General features: G+C 45.8%; 14 protein-coding genes. 2 read left to right on the top strand and 12 right to left on the bottom strand.

The features are described from left to right. Positions 1-91: 91 nt before the first annotated feature. From MKY01_RS28655 to argC, 5 genes are all read right to left on the bottom strand, one after another. Positions 92-1,345, bottom strand: coding sequence for an aspartate aminotransferase family protein (locus tag MKY01_RS28655; protein WP_339284411.1), 1,254 nt, complete (start codon positions 1,343-1,345; stop codon positions 92-94). A 369-nt stretch (positions 1,346-1,714) separates the two neighbouring features. Next, a complete protein-coding gene (argB, locus tag MKY01_RS28660; RefSeq protein ID WP_127551507.1) occupies positions 1,715-2,554 on the bottom strand; it encodes an acetylglutamate kinase in 840 nt (279 codons plus the stop codon). 44 nt (positions 2,555-2,598) lie between these two features. Beyond that, positions 2,599-2,781: a hypothetical protein gene (locus MKY01_RS28665; protein ID WP_264935011.1), complete on the bottom strand. Its 183-nt coding sequence runs from the start codon at positions 2,779-2,781 to the stop codon at positions 2,599-2,601. 93 nt (positions 2,782-2,874) lie between these two features. Continuing rightward, positions 2,875-4,113, bottom strand: a complete 1,239-nt coding sequence (argJ, locus tag MKY01_RS28670; protein ID WP_339284414.1) for a bifunctional glutamate N-acetyltransferase/amino-acid acetyltransferase ArgJ — start codon at positions 4,111-4,113, stop codon at positions 2,875-2,877. A gap of 130 nt (positions 4,114-4,243) precedes the next feature. Then, complete coding sequence (gene argC / locus MKY01_RS28675; protein ID WP_339284416.1) at positions 4,244-5,293, bottom strand: N-acetyl-gamma-glutamyl-phosphate reductase; 1,050 nt, start codon at positions 5,291-5,293, stop codon at positions 4,244-4,246. 330 nt (positions 5,294-5,623) lie between these two features. Between argC and cls the strand changes: the two genes are divergently transcribed. Further along, on the top strand, positions 5,624-7,072 hold the full coding sequence (gene cls, locus MKY01_RS28680; RefSeq protein WP_339284418.1) for a cardiolipin synthase: 1,449 nt from the start codon (positions 5,624-5,626) through the stop codon (positions 7,070-7,072). A gap of 133 nt (positions 7,073-7,205) precedes the next feature. On the opposite strand, the gene MKY01_RS28685 is transcribed toward cls, so the two are convergent. The 5 genes from MKY01_RS28685 to MKY01_RS28705 form a co-directional block, all read right to left on the bottom strand. Beyond that, complete coding sequence (locus MKY01_RS28685; RefSeq protein ID WP_036612451.1) at positions 7,206-8,114, bottom strand: YitT family protein; 909 nt, start codon at positions 8,112-8,114, stop codon at positions 7,206-7,208. Between the two features lie 132 nt (positions 8,115-8,246). After that, positions 8,247-9,360, bottom strand: a protein-coding gene (gene prfB / locus MKY01_RS28690; RefSeq protein WP_101313559.1) for a peptide chain release factor 2 whose coding sequence is annotated in 2 segments (ribosomal slippage) — positions 8,247-9,287 and positions 9,289-9,360 — 1,113 coding nt in all. Because the reading frame shifts where the segments join, the coding sequence is not laid out codon by codon here. Between the two features lie 242 nt (positions 9,361-9,602). Further along, positions 9,603-12,107, bottom strand: coding sequence for a preprotein translocase subunit SecA (secA, locus tag MKY01_RS28695; RefSeq protein ID WP_036667733.1), 2,505 nt, complete (start codon positions 12,105-12,107; stop codon positions 9,603-9,605). 788 nt (positions 12,108-12,895) lie between these two features. After that, positions 12,896-13,459, bottom strand: coding sequence for a ribosome-associated translation inhibitor RaiA (gene raiA / locus MKY01_RS28700; RefSeq protein WP_036667734.1), 564 nt, complete (start codon positions 13,457-13,459; stop codon positions 12,896-12,898). A 419-nt stretch (positions 13,460-13,878) separates the two neighbouring features. Further along, positions 13,879-14,076 carry a cold shock domain-containing protein gene (locus tag MKY01_RS28705; protein ID WP_024631599.1) on the bottom strand — a complete coding sequence of 66 codons (198 nt, stop codon included), beginning with the start codon at positions 14,074-14,076 and terminating at the stop codon, positions 13,879-13,881. A 346-nt stretch (positions 14,077-14,422) separates the two neighbouring features. Here MKY01_RS28705 and MKY01_RS28710 point away from each other — a divergent pair, with 346 nt between their 5' ends. Continuing rightward, a complete protein-coding gene (locus MKY01_RS28710) occupies positions 14,423-14,776 on the top strand; it encodes a hypothetical protein (RefSeq protein ID WP_127549093.1) in 354 nt (117 codons plus the stop codon). A 171-nt stretch (positions 14,777-14,947) separates the two neighbouring features. Here the strand turns inward: MKY01_RS28710 and MKY01_RS28715 are convergent, their stop codons facing one another. Both MKY01_RS28715 and fliS read right to left on the bottom strand, forming a co-directional pair. After that, complete coding sequence (locus MKY01_RS28715) at positions 14,948-15,295, bottom strand: flagellar protein FliT (protein WP_127549091.1); 348 nt, start codon at positions 15,293-15,295, stop codon at positions 14,948-14,950. Then, positions 15,282-15,683: a flagellar export chaperone FliS gene (gene fliS / locus MKY01_RS28720; protein WP_127549089.1), complete on the bottom strand. Its 402-nt coding sequence runs from the start codon at positions 15,681-15,683 to the stop codon at positions 15,282-15,284. Before fliS ends, MKY01_RS28715 begins: the two co-directional genes overlap by 14 nt. Positions 15,684-15,706 lie beyond the last annotated feature (23 nt).

Genomic DNA, 15,706 nt, shown 5'->3' on the forward strand with positions numbered 1-15,706 from the left:
GCGAGTTCACCGCGCGGCTACAGGGATTCATCATCTCGTTCTGCTTCGAGGCCGGTAATGGCCCCGAGACAGAAAGGTTCTCATTTTTATGTTAGGCTTTCGCCGCTACGTGCTCTTCTATCAATGTGCCTACCAGGGATACGGCCTCGTCGATCTCTTCTTTGCTCACATACAGGTTCGGAAGCAAACGAATCACATTCGGTCCTGCAGAGACAAACAAGATACCGCGTTTTTGCCCAGCAAGTACAATATCACCTACCGGCTCAGCACATTCGATGCCGACTAACAATCCCAAGCCACGAACTTCCTTCACAAAGGAATTGCCGGCCAAACGATTCCGCATGGAGCTCATCAGGTATTCACCCATCTCCGCTGCGCGCTCTGGCAAGCGATCTTCCAGCATTGTTTCGATTGTTGCTATCACAACGGATGAAGCAAGTGGTGTTCCGCCAAATGTTGTCGCATGGCTACCTGGCGTGAACGCATCCCGCAGGAAACCTTTACCCAGCATTGCGCCTACAGGGAAACCACTGCCGATACCTTTGGCAACGGTGAACACGTCTGGCTCAATGCCATAATGTTCGTGCGCAAACAATTTACCCGTACGTCCCATTCCGGTCTGTACTTCATCAACAATGAGCAACAATCCGTGCTCGTCACACAATTTCCGTACATGTTTGACGAATTCCGGTTCAACCGGATATACACCACCCTCGGCCTGAACCATTTCCAGCATAATAGCTGCTGTGTTGGGTCCAATTGCCGCTTCAAGTGCAGGGATATCATGCAAAGGTACAGTTACAAATCCGGCTGGCAATGGTAAAAATCCTTCTTTCACCTTATCCTGTCCGGTTGCTGTCAGTGTAGCGAGTGTCCGTCCATGGAAGGACTGGGCAAAGGTGATCACTTCATAGCGATCTGTGCCTTTCACCTTTTGGTGATAACGACGTGCAACTTTGATAGCTGCTTCATTCGCTTCGGCACCACTGTTGCAGAAGAACACTGCATCAGCGCACGTATTGGCTGTCAGCAATGCTGCTGCTTTCTCCTGGCCTGGAATCTGGAACAGGTTGGATACATGCCACAGCTCATCAATCTGAGCTTTCAGCTTGGCTCCAACTTTCTCCGGTGCATGGCCCAGGCTAGTTACAGCGAGTCCGCACATGAAATCGAGATAGCGGTTCCCCTGATCGTCCCATAACCAGCTGCCTTTACCTTTGACCAGACTGATTGGATAACGTGCATACGTTTGGAAAAGCGAGCTTTCCGTCTGTGTCGCTGCACCTGTTGCTGTTGCGCCCGCTACCGCTGTGCCAGAACCTGGCTGTTCGTTGCCTTTTGCCATGACCCTATCACTCCTTATTGGTTGGTGCAACGGCAATTATATAAGAGCTCTTATTTACACTAGATCACTCCGATTGCGGAACCATCTTCCGAACGTATGCATACTCCACTTCGATGACAGAACAACCTTCCGATCGCTGTTATCCCTGGATTTTTTTTATTCCCCTTCAATGGGGAAAATCCTGTGATAAAGGCGCACGCTCCGCTTCTTCAGGTTATTTCTGTCCTCTCCGTTATGCATTTTTATTCTTCAGATTGGTTCTGCACCCTACGTTATTGTGAGTGTAATATTAGATTTCTTATATAAAAAAGCCGTGCACATATTTTTTTATTTAAATAAGACTATTAAGACCCTAGCGTATCGAGCAAATTATTGCATACGGATGATTCTTGTTCCGATGATTTCTCCGCCGAGCACACGGCTCAGGATTTGGGGTTCGCTGCCGTCTACGATGACGACCTCACGTACTTGGCCATGAATACATGCAATTGCTGCACGTACTTTGGGAATCATACCGCCATAGATTTCTCCGGTCTGGATCATGTCCTCAATCTCTTGTACAGATACGGATGGCAGTACTTTTTTCTCGCCGCCTACGTTCTTCATGATGCCTGGAACGTCGGTCACGACAATCATCCGGCTTACGCCGAGATGAGATGCCACTGCACCCGCAGCTGTATCTGCGTTAATGTTGTAGCGTTGTCCAGTTGCATCTACGCCAACCGGTGCGATAACCGGCATGTATCCCATGTTCACGATGCCTTGGATAATCTCTGCGTTCACACCAGTGACATCGCCTACCCAACCGATCTCTGCGTGGTTCGATACGGGCTTCGCCTGAATGAGACCCCCGTCCACGCCGGACAAGCCTAGTGCACGACCGCCCACACGCTGAATCAGGCGCACGATCTGTTTATTGATACTGCCCGCAAGCACCATCTCCACTACGTCCAGCACAGGTTCAGTCGTTTTGCGCAGGCCATTAACGAATTCGGTTTCGATACCAAGCTTCGCCAGGTTATCCGAGATCGCAGGACCTCCGCCATGCACGATTACCGGCTGCGTGCCCTGAGACTGCAGATCACGCAGATCCGCAAAGAAAGACTCGGGCAATGCTGCCAGCGTGCTGCCTCCACATTTCATGACAAACATCTGTTTCTCTGTGCTCGCTTCCGTTGCGGTACTCTCGTTTGGCATTGTTGAATTCATGAGGGCAAGCTCCTATCGTTCAAATATTCTAAAAGGCTTAACACTTAATTGATGCGATATTCGTTGGCTGACCGTTCCGAATCCGGATCGTTCTTTTGATCGCTGTTGTCTCCAGGTTTTTTGATTCCCTTTTTAAAGGGGAAACCCGGAGACAAAGGCGAACGCTTCGCTTCTACAGAATCGATTCCGTCTCCTCCACTGCCTTCGCCAGTTATCTCAAAGACCAAATAAAGTTCAATCCTTATAGATTTTCTATATATTTACTAAAAAGCTTCTCATAGGGAAGCTGTTAGCTTCAATAGAATAAATGCTAAGTCTTATTACGTGCGGTATGCGGCGTTAATTCGGACGTAGTCATACGTCAGGTCGCAGCCCCAGGCTGTAGCCGTCCCTTCGCCGTGGTGCAGATCCACCACAATGCGAACTGTATCAGTCTGCAAATAGGCCAATGCCGCTTCTTCGTCAAACACGACTGGGCGGGACTGCGCAAGTACCGAGATATCTCCCAAACGGATATCTACGGTATCCGGGTTCACCGGCTGTCCTGCACGCCCTACGGCTGCAATAATCCGTCCCCAGTTGGCGTCTGCGCCAAACATGGCGGATTTCACCAGACTGGACCCGATGACAGTTTTCGCGATTGCTTGCGCGGACTCATCACTTACTGCTCCTGTAACTTCTACCTCAACCAGTTTGGTTGCTCCTTCACCATCGCGAGCAATGGCTTTGGCTAGCACTTGGCAAACATAGGTGAAGCCGGCTGCAAAAGCGTCCCAATCTGGATGCTCTGTGGTCAGCTCTTCATTGCCTGCATAACCACTGGACATAGCTACCAGCATGTCGTTTGTACTTGTATCCCCATCAACGGTAATCATGTTAAATGTATGATTGGTTGCCTGGCGCAGCAAGCGCTGCAACGCTTCTGCACCAATGACCGCGTCAGAGGTCATGAAAGCGAGCATTGTCGCCATATTCGGATGAATCATACCCGAGCCTTTGGCGGCTCCCGCAATCGTAACCGTCTTACCGTTAACTATAACGGAGACGCAAGCTTCCTTTTTTACCAAATCCGTTGTCAGAATCGCTTGTGAAAATTGCTCCGCCTCATTCGACTCCTTGCCCATATGCGCTGGAAGACCAGTAATGCCTGAATGTACAGCATCCATTTTGAGCAATTCACCAATGACACCTGTGGATGCCACAGCCACGTCTTCTTCTGCCACACCCAACTCACGCGCAGCCGCCGAACGCATCGCATAAGCATCTTCTTCCCCTTGTTGCCCTGTACATGCATTGGCATTACCACTGTTAACGATAACAGCCTGAAGGCGTCCATTGCTCAAGCTTTCGCGCGTTACTTTAAGTGGTGCCGCCTGAAACACGTTCGTTGTGTATACAGCAGCAGATGTAGCCGGTACATCACAGCGGATCGCTCCGATGTCATTACGAGATGTCTTTTTCAATCCGCAGTGAAGTCCACCAGCAGTGAATCCCCCAGGGGTTACAATTGTTCCGTTCTCAACCACGGTAAAAGTCTGTTGCTCCACATTCGTTCCCATATCATATCCCCCGTATGCGTTCAGCTATATGCTGATGATCCGCCTGCTTAACCCGATCCGTTCTCCCTAAAAGACTCTGAGAGAGCACTTTTACGCCGAATGTTCCAGTGCCCTCCTGAATTCCAATCCCTTATGGATATACCGGTGTCATGTTCAGCCCGAGGTTCTCCTCCCATCCCATCATCAGGTTCATATTTTGAATCGCTTGCCCGGAAGCACCCTTCACCAGGTTGTCGATAACCGAAATAATCGTCAAACGCCCTGTGCGAGGATCCACCGCAAATCCGATATCACAATAGTTGGATCCGTACACTTCTTTGGTAGAAGGCCAGATGCCCGGTTCACGTACACGTACAAAAGGTCGGTTCTCATAATATTTGCGGTACAAATCCACGATCTCCCGGTCGCTGTGTTCCCCAACGAGGTTTGCATACATCGTACTCATGATTCCACGTGTCATTGGCACCAGATGTGTTGTAAAGGTAACCGTTACAGGCGTTCCCGTTATACTGCCAAGCACTTGTTCGATCTCGGGAATATGTTGATGTTTATTCAGTTTGTAGGCTTTGAGATTCTCATTCATCTCTGCATAATGATTTGTCAGACTTGTTCCACGTCCCGCTCCGGATACGCCTGATTTGGCATCAATAATAATAGTTGAAGGATCAATCCAGCCTGCCTCTACTGCAGGGATCAGTCCAAGAAGTGTAGCCGTTGGATAACAGCCCGGGTTGGATATAAAATTCTGCCCCTTCACTTCTTCGCCATACACCTCAGCCATGCCGTATACCGCTTGTTCCAGCAAATCAGCTGGAGGCGCCGGATGTTTGTACCACTCTTCGTACACTGTTCCATCCTTAAGTCTGAAATCGCCAGACAGGTCAATCACCTTAAGTCCTGCTGCCAGCAGGCTTGGTACGAGCTTAGCACTTACGCCGGACGGGGTCGCTGTAAATACCAGATCCGCACGACTCGCAATTTCAGCCGGATCTACACCGTCGAGTGGCCTGTGAATCACGCCCGTCAAATGCGGAAATCCATCTGCGATGGACTCACCACTGCTCGATGATGAGATCACCGATGTGATTTCAACCAGCGGATGGTTCTGGAAAAAACGAATCAGCTCCACCCCGCCGTAGCCGGTGGAACCGACGATTGCTACTTTTAATTTGTTATTCACTCTCGCTCCCCCAATCTCGATGTATGCGCTACTTGTGCTATGTCCTTGCCTGAAGGATACTTGAACACAGCAATTCCGTCGCTTATATGCATATTTGTGTATTATTATACGACTCTGGTTATATAAATACAACACTCTATCATCAATTTCACATGGATTTTCATCCAATCCGAACATATCTTTTTTTCTCATCCGGGACGAATAGGTATACATCTGTTAAAATACTTATTAGTAGGAAACATTACAATCAGGGTCTCATTCATAACTAACCTGCTACCAAGGACATATGAATAGATTCATGATGGTCATTATGAGACGTGGGGGACTATAGTGCATATCGAATCCATTTTACTTATTGTACTCCTTGGCCTGAATATTATTTTTGCCGCAGCAGTCGTTTTCTTCGAACGGAAGGATGCCAGCGCTTCCTGGGCTTGGCTGCTCGTCTTGAACTTTATTCCGGTGTTTGGGTTTGTACTTTATCTTTTAACCGGCCAGAACCTGACCCGATACCGGCTTTTCCAGTGGAAAGAACGTAAGAAGCTCGGGCTAGAGGAACGTATTGAAGCCCAGCTCACGCAGTTGCACGATAATCGCACCCCTTTCCGCAACCAAGCAACCGAGACTAGCCAGGATATGATCTATATGAACCTGAAGCAGAACGGAGCTCTGGTGACGGAAGATAATGCGGTCGAGATCATTACGGATGGAACAGATAAATTCCAGCGGCTCTTGGATGACATCGAAGCAGCTAAGGATCACGTGCACGTGCAATATTACATTTATAGAGGCGACCGTCTGGGTAAAAGAATCCGAGATGCACTCATCCGCAAAGCGCGGGAAGGCATCAAAGTTCGTTTGCTGTATGACGCGCTCGGATCACGGCGGGTATCCAAACGCTTTTTTAAAGAATTGCGCGAAGCAGGCGGTTTGGTTGAAGTCTTTTTCCCCTCCAAATTCAGTCTGATCAACTTGCGTATGAACTACCGGAACCACCGTAAGATTGTCATCATTGATGGTAACCTGGGGTACACAGGCGGGTTTAACGTTGGAGATGAGTATCTTGGCTTGAACTCCAAATTCGGTTATTGGCGTGACACACATCTGCGTATTCAGGGGAATGCCGTTCATGCGCTGCAGACCCGTTTTCTCCTAGATTGGAATGAAGCGTCCAAGCAACACGACACACCTTATGTTCCGGCGCATTTCCCTCATATTGAGGGCACAGGAAAGATTGCCATGCAGATTGTCTCCAGTGGACCGGATGCAGAGACTGAACATATCAAGAACAGTTATCTTAAGATGATTAATGGGGCCAAACATTCGATTCTGATTCAAACGCCTTATTTTATCCCGGATGCCAGTGTATTCGAAGCTATTCGTCTCGCGTGTCTGTCCGGCATTGATGTTCGCATTATGATTCCAAATAAACCCGACCACGCCTTTGTATATTGGGCTACGTTATCTTATATTGGTGAGTTGTTGAAGGTGGGCGCCAAAGTATTTATATATGATAATGGCTTCATTCATGCCAAAACACTTATCATTGACAGTTTGGTTGCATCCGTGGGAACCGCCAATATTGACTACCGCAGTTTCCGGTTGAACTTTGAGGTTAATGCTTTTATGTACGATGAAGCGATTGCGACAGCACTTGTACAAACCTTTGAGCACGACCTGCATGTATCGCGAGAAATGACGCTCGATGAATACCAAAAACGTAGTCTCATTATCCGCTTCAAAGAAGCCATTTCCCGTCTGCTATCTCCGATTTTGTAGCGGTCAATATTTATAGTAAAAAAACAGGCACATCCTCTCCCGTCATTTCGGAGAAGGATGTACCTGTTTTTTTCTTGTCTTGAAATTCCAAACTTATGAGCCTACACGGCTCACCCGCTATTTTTCACACCGTTCACACATGTTCTCCCCGCTTAAAACCTTCACCAAGCACTTCGTGCGCGTTACTAATAATGACAAAAGCTCCTGGGTCCACAGACCGGATCAACGCTTTAAGTCTTGGCACCTCATTTTGCCCAACGACTACCATCAGTACTGTTCGTTGATCGTCAGTGTAACCGCCTTTGGCTTCCAGCTTCGTTAATCCGCGATCCAGATCATCCAGAATCACTTTGCTAATCGCTTCGGTCTGGTTGGAGATAATATAAGCCACCTTTGAAAAGCCCAGCCCCATCTCAACAGCATCGATCACTTTACCAGTAACATACAACCCAATCAGCGCATAGAGGGACTGCTCCAACGACAATACAAAAGCAGCCATAATAATAACCGTAGCATCCATGATGACTACACACAGCGAGTAACTCAATCCACTGTATTTCTGTACGATTCTGGCAAGAATGCTCATGCCACCTGTTGATCCTCTACCTCGGTATACAATTCCAATCCCTAAACCAACACCAATCCCACCATACAGTGAACCAAGTAGCGGATTCGTTGTTGGAATGGCCCAATCCTTCGTGAGATAAACTAACAGTGGCAGGACAATACTGCCCAATACCGAGCGAACACCATACTGCTTGCCAATGAGCAGAAAACCCGCAATCAAAAGTGGGATATTAATTGCCCATTGGGTATATGCCGGCTCCCAATTAAGCCATTCCTTGCCCAGAATTGATAACCCGGACACCCCACCCGAAGCGATCTGATTTGGTAATAAAAATAAATTAAAGGCCACTGCAATTAAAAACGAACCTACAATGATAGATACCGTATCCACGACGTTTCTCCATGGACCATTGAGTGGAATGAGGCTAGTTATCCTCTTTTTGCGATTATTGTGAAGTTGTGATCGTTGTTGCATGTTCTCGTGCTCTCCTTTTATGTGACTGATCAGTTGTTCGCTCATTTTTTCTATCCTATAAAATTATTCAAAAAAAAGCTCCCGTATACACCAGCATACGCCTACACGTATGGGTCCATACAGGAACTTATATTAATCGGTTTCTACTTTAATCTGGCTACGCAAATAACCATCGATGAATGCATCGAGGTCGCCGTCCATTACTGCCCCTGTATTTCCAGTCTCTACGCTTGTACGGTGATCCTTTACCATACTATAGGGATGGAACACATAGGAGCGAATCTGGCTACCCCATGAAATATCCGACTGATCTCCTCGGATTTCATCCAGCTGTTGTTTTTGCTCTTCAATTTTACGCTCATACAATTTCGAACGAAGCATCTTCATCGCCCGCTCACGGTTCTTGATCTGTGAACGTTCATTCTGACACGTTACAACTACACCTGTCGGAAGGTGGGTAATCCGCACGGCTGAGTCGGTGGTATTGATATGCTGTCCACCCGCGCCACTCGCACGGTAGGTATCAATCTTGAGATCCTCTGTTCGAATGTCCAATTCAATCGTATCATCAATCTCAGGAACCACATCACATGATACGAAGGACGTATGTCTACGGCCCGATGAGTCAAAAGGAGAGATCCGCACCAGTCGGTGTACACCCTTCTCGGCTTTCAGATAACCATAAGCATTGTGCCCCTTGATCGATAGCGTGACACTCTTGATCCCCGCCTCATCTCCTGGCAGATAATCCAGCACCTCAACCTTGAAGCCACGCTTCTCGGACCAACGTGTGTACATCCGGAGTAACATTTGTCCCCAGTCCTGTGACTCGGTACCACCTGCGCCCGGATGAAGCTCTAGAATGGCATCCATCTTATCATACGGCTGGTTCAGGAGCAGCTGAAGTTCGAACTCTGCCACCTTGCTCACGATCGCTGTGACGCTTCTACCGATCTCTGCAGCGAGGTCTTCGTCGCCTTCCTCGTCAGCCAGTTCTACCATCATCACCGCATCATCGTAGTCCTGTTGGAGTTTGGTGTATTGATCCACAGATCCCTTCACCGCATTTAGCTCAGCGATTACGGATTGCGCCTTGTCACTATCATCCCAGAAATCCGGAGCAGACATCTTCACTTCGAAGTTGCCGATCATCTCTTGCTTCAGATCTAAGTCAAAGAGACCCCCTAAGGTTGGTTAGTTTTTTGCCTATTTCACGCAGGTCATGCTTCACGTTTGGATCGATCATGTGCAATTCCTCTTTTCATTAAGATAAGCTCCCCGCATCCAGGGCATTCCTCCAGATCAAGTATCCGATGCGTCACCCTGGTGTTGAGACTACTGTTGTATCAGTATATCTCTTCCCCGTGATCATGGTCATATTATTATAACTATGCACCATTAATCGGTTTTGCATCCTTCACTTCATCCTATGGAATACCCGGCTGCAAGGAGCCATTCATGTCATTCGTGTATAAATGAACCCTTTAACTACTCTTGACCGTGGCAGTGTTTGAACTTCTTACCACTACCGCATGGGCATGGATCGTTACGTCCGATTTGGTCAGAAACCTTCACTGGACGTTTCTCAGCAGGTTCACCGCTTGTCGAGATCTGACTTTCCTCAACAACCGCTTGACGCTCCTGATTGCTCTCGATCTGTGCTCTCATCACATAAGTCGCTACTTCTTCTTGAATCGAAGCGATCATCTGATGGAACATCTCGAAGCCTTCGAACTGGTACTCACGCAGTGGATCTGTACCGCCGTAGGCACGAAGGTGGATACCTTGACGCAATTGATCCATTGCATCAATATGATCCATCCACTTGCTGTCTACTGCACGGAGCACAACCACTTTCTCGAACTCACGAACCATCTCTTCGCCAATTCGCTCTTCACGTGCATTGTACTTGTTCTGAACTTTCGTGAACAGGAACTCGATGATCTCTTCTGCTTCCTTACCCCACAGATCATCTTTAGTTATGGAACCATCATCCAGCAATTTGCTGTTCATGTAATCAGCAACTTCCTGAAGCTCCCAGTTTTCCGGGATATCGTCACTACAATGTGCTTCAACGATACGTTCAATGGAAGGCTTGATCATATCCATAACGATTTGTTTGATATTTTCGGACTCCAGTACCTCGCGGCGCTGTTTATATATAATTTCACGTTGTTGGTTCATTACATCATCATATTGGAGAACGACTTTACGCACGTCAAAGTTGTTACCTTCAACACGCTTCTGCGCTGATTCTACTGCACGGGTAATCATCCGGCTCTCGATCGGTTGGTCTTCTTCAAAACCAAGACGCTCCATCATGTTCAATACATTGTCTGCACCGAAACGTCTCATCAATTCATCACCCAGTGACAGGTAGAATTGTGTTGAACCCGGGTCACCTTGACGTCCCGCACGGCCACGTAGCTGATTATCAATCCGGCGTGATTCGTGACGCTCTGTACCGATGATATGAAGGCCGCCTACTTCAGCTACACCATCACCCAAGATAATATCTGTACCCCGTCCTGCCATGTTGGTTGCAATCGTTACTGCACCCGCTTGACCAGCTCCTGAGATGATCTCTGCTTCTTCCGCGTGGTACTTGGCGTTCAGTACCTGGTGTTTGACACCACGGCGCTTAAGCATGTCAGACAGGCGTTCAGAGTTCTCAATGGACACTGTACCTACCAGAATCGGTTGATTCTTACTGTGGCGTGCCACGATCTCTTCTACAACGGCATTGAACTTGCCATCGATGCTCTTGTACACGACATCTGCCATGTCATCCCGCTTGTTTGGGCGGTTGGTTGGAATTTGCAGTACTTCGAGACCGTAGATTTTTTTAAACTCTTCTTCCTCGGTTTTCGCTGTACCCGTCATACCCGCAAGTTTACGGTACATCCGGAAATAGTTCTGGAAGGTAATCGTAGCAAGCGTCATGCTCTCATTTTGTACTTCAATGCCTTCTTTGGCTTCAATCGCTTGGTGCAATCCATCACTGTAACGACGTCCAGACATCAGACGACCTGTGAATTCATCGACGATCATGACTTCCTCATCACTGACAACATAATCCACGTCACGACGCATGATTGCATTAGCTTTCAAGCCCTGTACAATGTGATGGTTGAGAGTTACATTGGCATGATCATACAAGTTCTCGATACCAAATGCTTTCTCTGCTTTTGCCACGCCCGCCTCAGTCAACGCTACGGATTTCACCTTAATGTCTACCGTAAAGTCTTCTTCCGGCACCAAACGCTTCACAAAGCGATCTGCTGCATAGTACATATCCGTCGACTTCTGAGCTTGTCCAGAGATAATGAGTGGCGTACGCGCCTCATCGACCAAGATGGAGTCTACTTCATCAATGATACAGAAGAACAATGGACGTTGTACCATTTGCTCTTTGTAAAGCACCATGTTGTCACGCAGATAGTCAAAACCAAACTCATTGTTCGTTCCGTACGTAATATCACATGCATATGCATGTTGTTTCAACGCATGGTCCATACCGCTGAGGTTAACCCCAACCGTCATGCCCATGAACTCATAGATTTGTCCCATTTCCTGGCTATCCCGTTGTGCCAAGTAGTCATTGACCGTGACCACGTGTACACCTTTGGACATTAACGCGTTCAGATATACTGGAAGTGTTCCTACCAGCGTTTTACCTTCACCCGTTTTCATCTCGGAAATACGGCCTTCATGCAGAGCGATACCGCCCAGCATCTGTACATCATAGTGACGTTTGCCCAGTACACGACGTGATGCCTCACGTACGGTTGCAAATGCCTCTGGAAGAAGCTCATCTGTTGTTTCTCCCTTTTCAATACGAGCACGGTATTCGTCCGTTTTACCTTTCAGTTGTTCATCAGACAACGCCTGAAATTGTGGTTCCAGTTTATTGATCACATCGACCGTCTTCATCAGACGTTTAACATCACGTTCATTCATGTCGCCGAAGATCTTTTTGACAAGTCCTAGCATGGTATACCCCTTTCGTGCAAAACAGAATAGACCCCCTGTTGCCGCCACGCGACACCATCGGATGGATGTTGTATCCACTTGCCCGGGGGTGACAAACAATATAAAAAGTAATATAGATGAATCAACTCCAGGCTTGCCAAGGGTTCCTCATGAAGCTGATTCGGTATTCAAACGGATTCGGTTATTAAAAACTAGCCGAAGCCCGAGCCTTTCGAATCATGTTCATGGTGCTGTGCCTGTCATTGATTATGATTAGCGATCATTCGTTGACAATTCCTCATCAGGACAATGATTCTCTTTGCATAAATTGTAACAGTTTGTAAGAGCCGCCGCAACACGCCACGGCACACTTCTTTGAACTTCTGAGACATATCAAACCGAGTTTAAGTGCAAAAAATCATAGTCGTTAGCGGAAGCGTCCGATTGTCATGTTTCGTTTTGCAGGATAGACAGCTCTGTCAACGAATTTTGATGGTAAATTTGGATGGAAATCTCAATATCCAGTTCTCGAATGTAGGTATACGAATATTTTCGTAAGCATTGGAATCTGGTGATAAACTTGTACCAATTATAATTATTCTTACTATCTATTAGACGCAACAGCATAGGGAATAGTTTCACCATTTTATTTCCAAAGGTGATTTCCCAGCTTCTCTACGCACAAAAGAGCCCCATCCCCTAAGGGATGGAAGCTCTTGTTAAGTCCAATCCAGGAAACTACAGTCCCTGTCTTCATTATTATTAGATATTCATACGCATGTCCGTTCCGATGATCCTGTACGTTAATATTAACCTTGTTCGATCAATCCGTACTTACCATCGTTCCGTTTGTAAACAACGCTAACTTCTTCACTGTCAATGTTGGAGAATACGAAGAAATTGTGACCAACCATGTTCATTTGGAGGATGGCCTCTTCCACGTCCATTGGTTTCAACATAAAGCGTTTCGTCCGTACGACTTCAAAATCATCGTCATCCGTATCCGTATCCAGTTCAGCAGTAGCTACAGTACCTGTTGGATCTTCAACGAAGAGTGTTTTCAGGCTACCTTCCTGGCGGAACTTACGGTTAATTTTTGTTTTGTGTTTGCGGATCTGACGTTCCAGCTTGTCCACCACGGAGTCAATGGATGCGTACATATCGTCGCTCTCATCCTCGGCGCGGAGCACAATGCCTTTCAAAGGGATCGTCACCTCTACCGTATGCAAACCTCTCGTCGTGCTCAATGTAACAGCACCGTCAGAGTTAAGGGGTGCATCGAAATACTTCTCGAGTCTACTCAACTTTTTGTCGACATAATCCTTCAAAGCATCAGTAACCTCGATTTGTTGACCTCGAATACTTAAATTCATAGGGCACTCCTCCTTTTTCCTTTGCCACTTCATTATAACACGAATGTAAGCGCCATGTAAAAACTCCCGGTGACCGAATAATGACATCTGTTCAAGCCACATCTGCCAACGTAGGCATAACGCCATATTTCGCGATATTTCATCATATTCAGCCCTAATCGTATATTTACATGGTATGTCTTATTAGGCGCTTGATGATGTATTTAACCATTTTTGAGCTTGCTCAATCTAATATGTAGAATGAACTTCAATCTATCTCTTGAATCTATTAAATTCACTTCAATAATGTGTCTAGGATGAACCTCAAATCTCGAATCTATTGAAACAAAAAAAGACCCCGGATCACCGGAGTCTGATGCTAGCGATAATTCAATTTGGTAACCATCTAACCATATATGTAGGTCGGATTGTCCGGATGATTATAATTTGATTACGTTAGCTGCTTGCGGTCCACGCGCGCCTTCGACGATGTCGAATTCTACGGATTGACCTTCTTCCAAAGTTTTGAATCCTTCGGATTGAATTGCGGAGAAATGTACGAATACGTCGCCGCCATCTTCAGTCTCAATGAAACCGTAACCTTTTTCTGCGTTGAACCATTTTACTTTACCTTGCATGCACTAACATTCCCTTCGTCATCAAATGAAGTGAAGCTTTCGGCCTTAACCTCTGCCCACAATTCAGATAATACCATCCAAAGTTATCCATTGTCAATTGGAAAAGTAAATGTTTTCTTGGAATTTTTTGTAGATTAATTGGGGATTGTGTTGAAAGGTGGGATAACTTGAATATATCAGGTTTAACAGTTTACTGTTTAGCCTAATTTAACAGTATTAGCGGCCTAAAAATACAATTGGATATAGTAAATGTTTTATTTTTAGTTTTATTTTAATATTAAAGGAAAAATATTAAATTTAATTTAATTATGATGTACTATAGGTAGTATAAAAAGGAGATGACACTTTGAAAAAACTTTTATTGGCTACATCAATGGTTCTACTATTCTCAGTAAGCGCAGGAGTAGCGAGTGCTGCTGAATCAACTGTTGCATCAGCGGCTACTAAAGCCATAGAGTACACCATCACATTAAAGGTCGGAGAATCTTATCAGTTAGGGTATAATCCGACTTATGGCCGTAACTATACTTATTACATTGCTCCGGATAATCAAGACTATTTTGGTGTTAGTCGTAATGGAATGCTCACAGCATATAAACATAATTTTCAAATTATGCCTTGGGAAGACCATGGTGAAGTTAATGTGGTAGATGCCAGTGGCAACCACATCGAGAGAGTACATGTAAGAATAGTTCAATAGAAAATCATGAAGAACATTTCCTTCTTTGGAGGCAAATGTTCTTTTTGTTTGGTTGAATATTCCTCTCCTGAATAACGACAAATAATACAAAAAAACCTTATTTCACACCTTTGACTCGTGGAATACTTACCTTAGTCAAAGTTCGTGCATAAAGGTTTTTTTGTAGAATTCTTATTTTTTTCTATCCATTAAAAAACTATCTGGTGTATATCCCGCTTCATACGCGTTTCTTTGCACTTTCGCCTGTCCTCGTTTATGCAACCAGTCCTGCGCTTCAAGTCGTAGCGTATTCATTCGAGCAAGAATCTCGTGATCCTGATCTAACAGGTTATTAATGATTTCTTTCTCATGTTTACTAGCCTGTTCTTGAGAGAAATGTTCAATCAATTGATCCACAATCTGCTGTCGTAACTCTATGAAGGATTCAAGTTGCTCGTAATTCAAATCATATAGATTATTCAAAATGTCATTAGTCGTACTCTCCAGTTGACTAATACATTCTGATCTATCCATTGGCATTCAAAGGTTGACCTTCCTGGCTCATCGCAATTTTTGAAGCTTGAATCCAAGTCTCACGGAGTTCAGACAGATAACCTACAGCTTCTTCAGCCTTTGTTTCATCCCGATGAATATTTGCTTCAATAAGCAAATGGTTCGTGTACTCATACAGAGAATATAGATTTTTCGATATATCATAAGACTGATCCAATGTACTCATTAACTCACTAATAATAGTCTGGGCTTTACCCAGATTAAGATTAACCTTCTCAATGTCCTGCTGTTGCATTGCGGCAATCGATGTCTTGACAAAACGAATGGCTCCGTCATATAACATGATGACTAACTGCGCCGGGTTAGAAGTTTGGACAGAGGATTGACGATATTTATCATATGGAGAAGTGATCAAAAGTCTCACCCTTTATTATAGAA

It is taken from the genome of Paenibacillus sp. FSL R5-0486 (assembly GCF_037975155.1).
Taxonomy (GTDB): domain Bacteria; phylum Bacillota; class Bacilli; order Paenibacillales; family Paenibacillaceae; genus Paenibacillus; species Paenibacillus amylolyticus.

What these genes read in the sequence shown, in the direction of transcription:
- argB (WP_127551507.1), bottom strand. Translation starts at nt 2,554, where the DNA reads ATGAATTCAACAATGCCAAACGAGAGTACCGCAACGGAAGCGAGCACA.
- argJ (WP_339284414.1), bottom strand. Translation starts at nt 4,113, where the DNA reads ATGGGAACGAATGTGGAGCAACAGACTTTTACCGTGGTTGAGAACGGA.
- raiA (WP_036667734.1), bottom strand. Translation starts at nt 13,459, where the DNA reads ATGAATTTAAGTATTCGAGGTCAACAAATCGAGGTTACTGATGCTTTG.
- MKY01_RS28685 (WP_036612451.1), bottom strand. Translation starts at nt 8,114, where the DNA reads ATGCAACAACGATCACAACTTCACAATAATCGCAAAAAGAGGATAACT.
- MKY01_RS28715 (WP_127549091.1), bottom strand. Translation starts at nt 15,295, where the DNA reads ATGCCAATGGATAGATCAGAATGTATTAGTCAACTGGAGAGTACGACT.
- secA (WP_036667733.1), bottom strand. Translation starts at nt 12,107, where the DNA reads ATGCTAGGACTTGTCAAAAAGATCTTCGGCGACATGAATGAACGTGAT.
- MKY01_RS28655 (WP_339284411.1), bottom strand. Translation starts at nt 1,345, where the DNA reads ATGGCAAAAGGCAACGAACAGCCAGGTTCTGGCACAGCGGTAGCGGGC.
- MKY01_RS28705 (WP_024631599.1), bottom strand. Translation starts at nt 14,076, where the DNA reads ATGCAAGGTAAAGTAAAATGGTTCAACGCAGAAAAAGGTTACGGTTTC.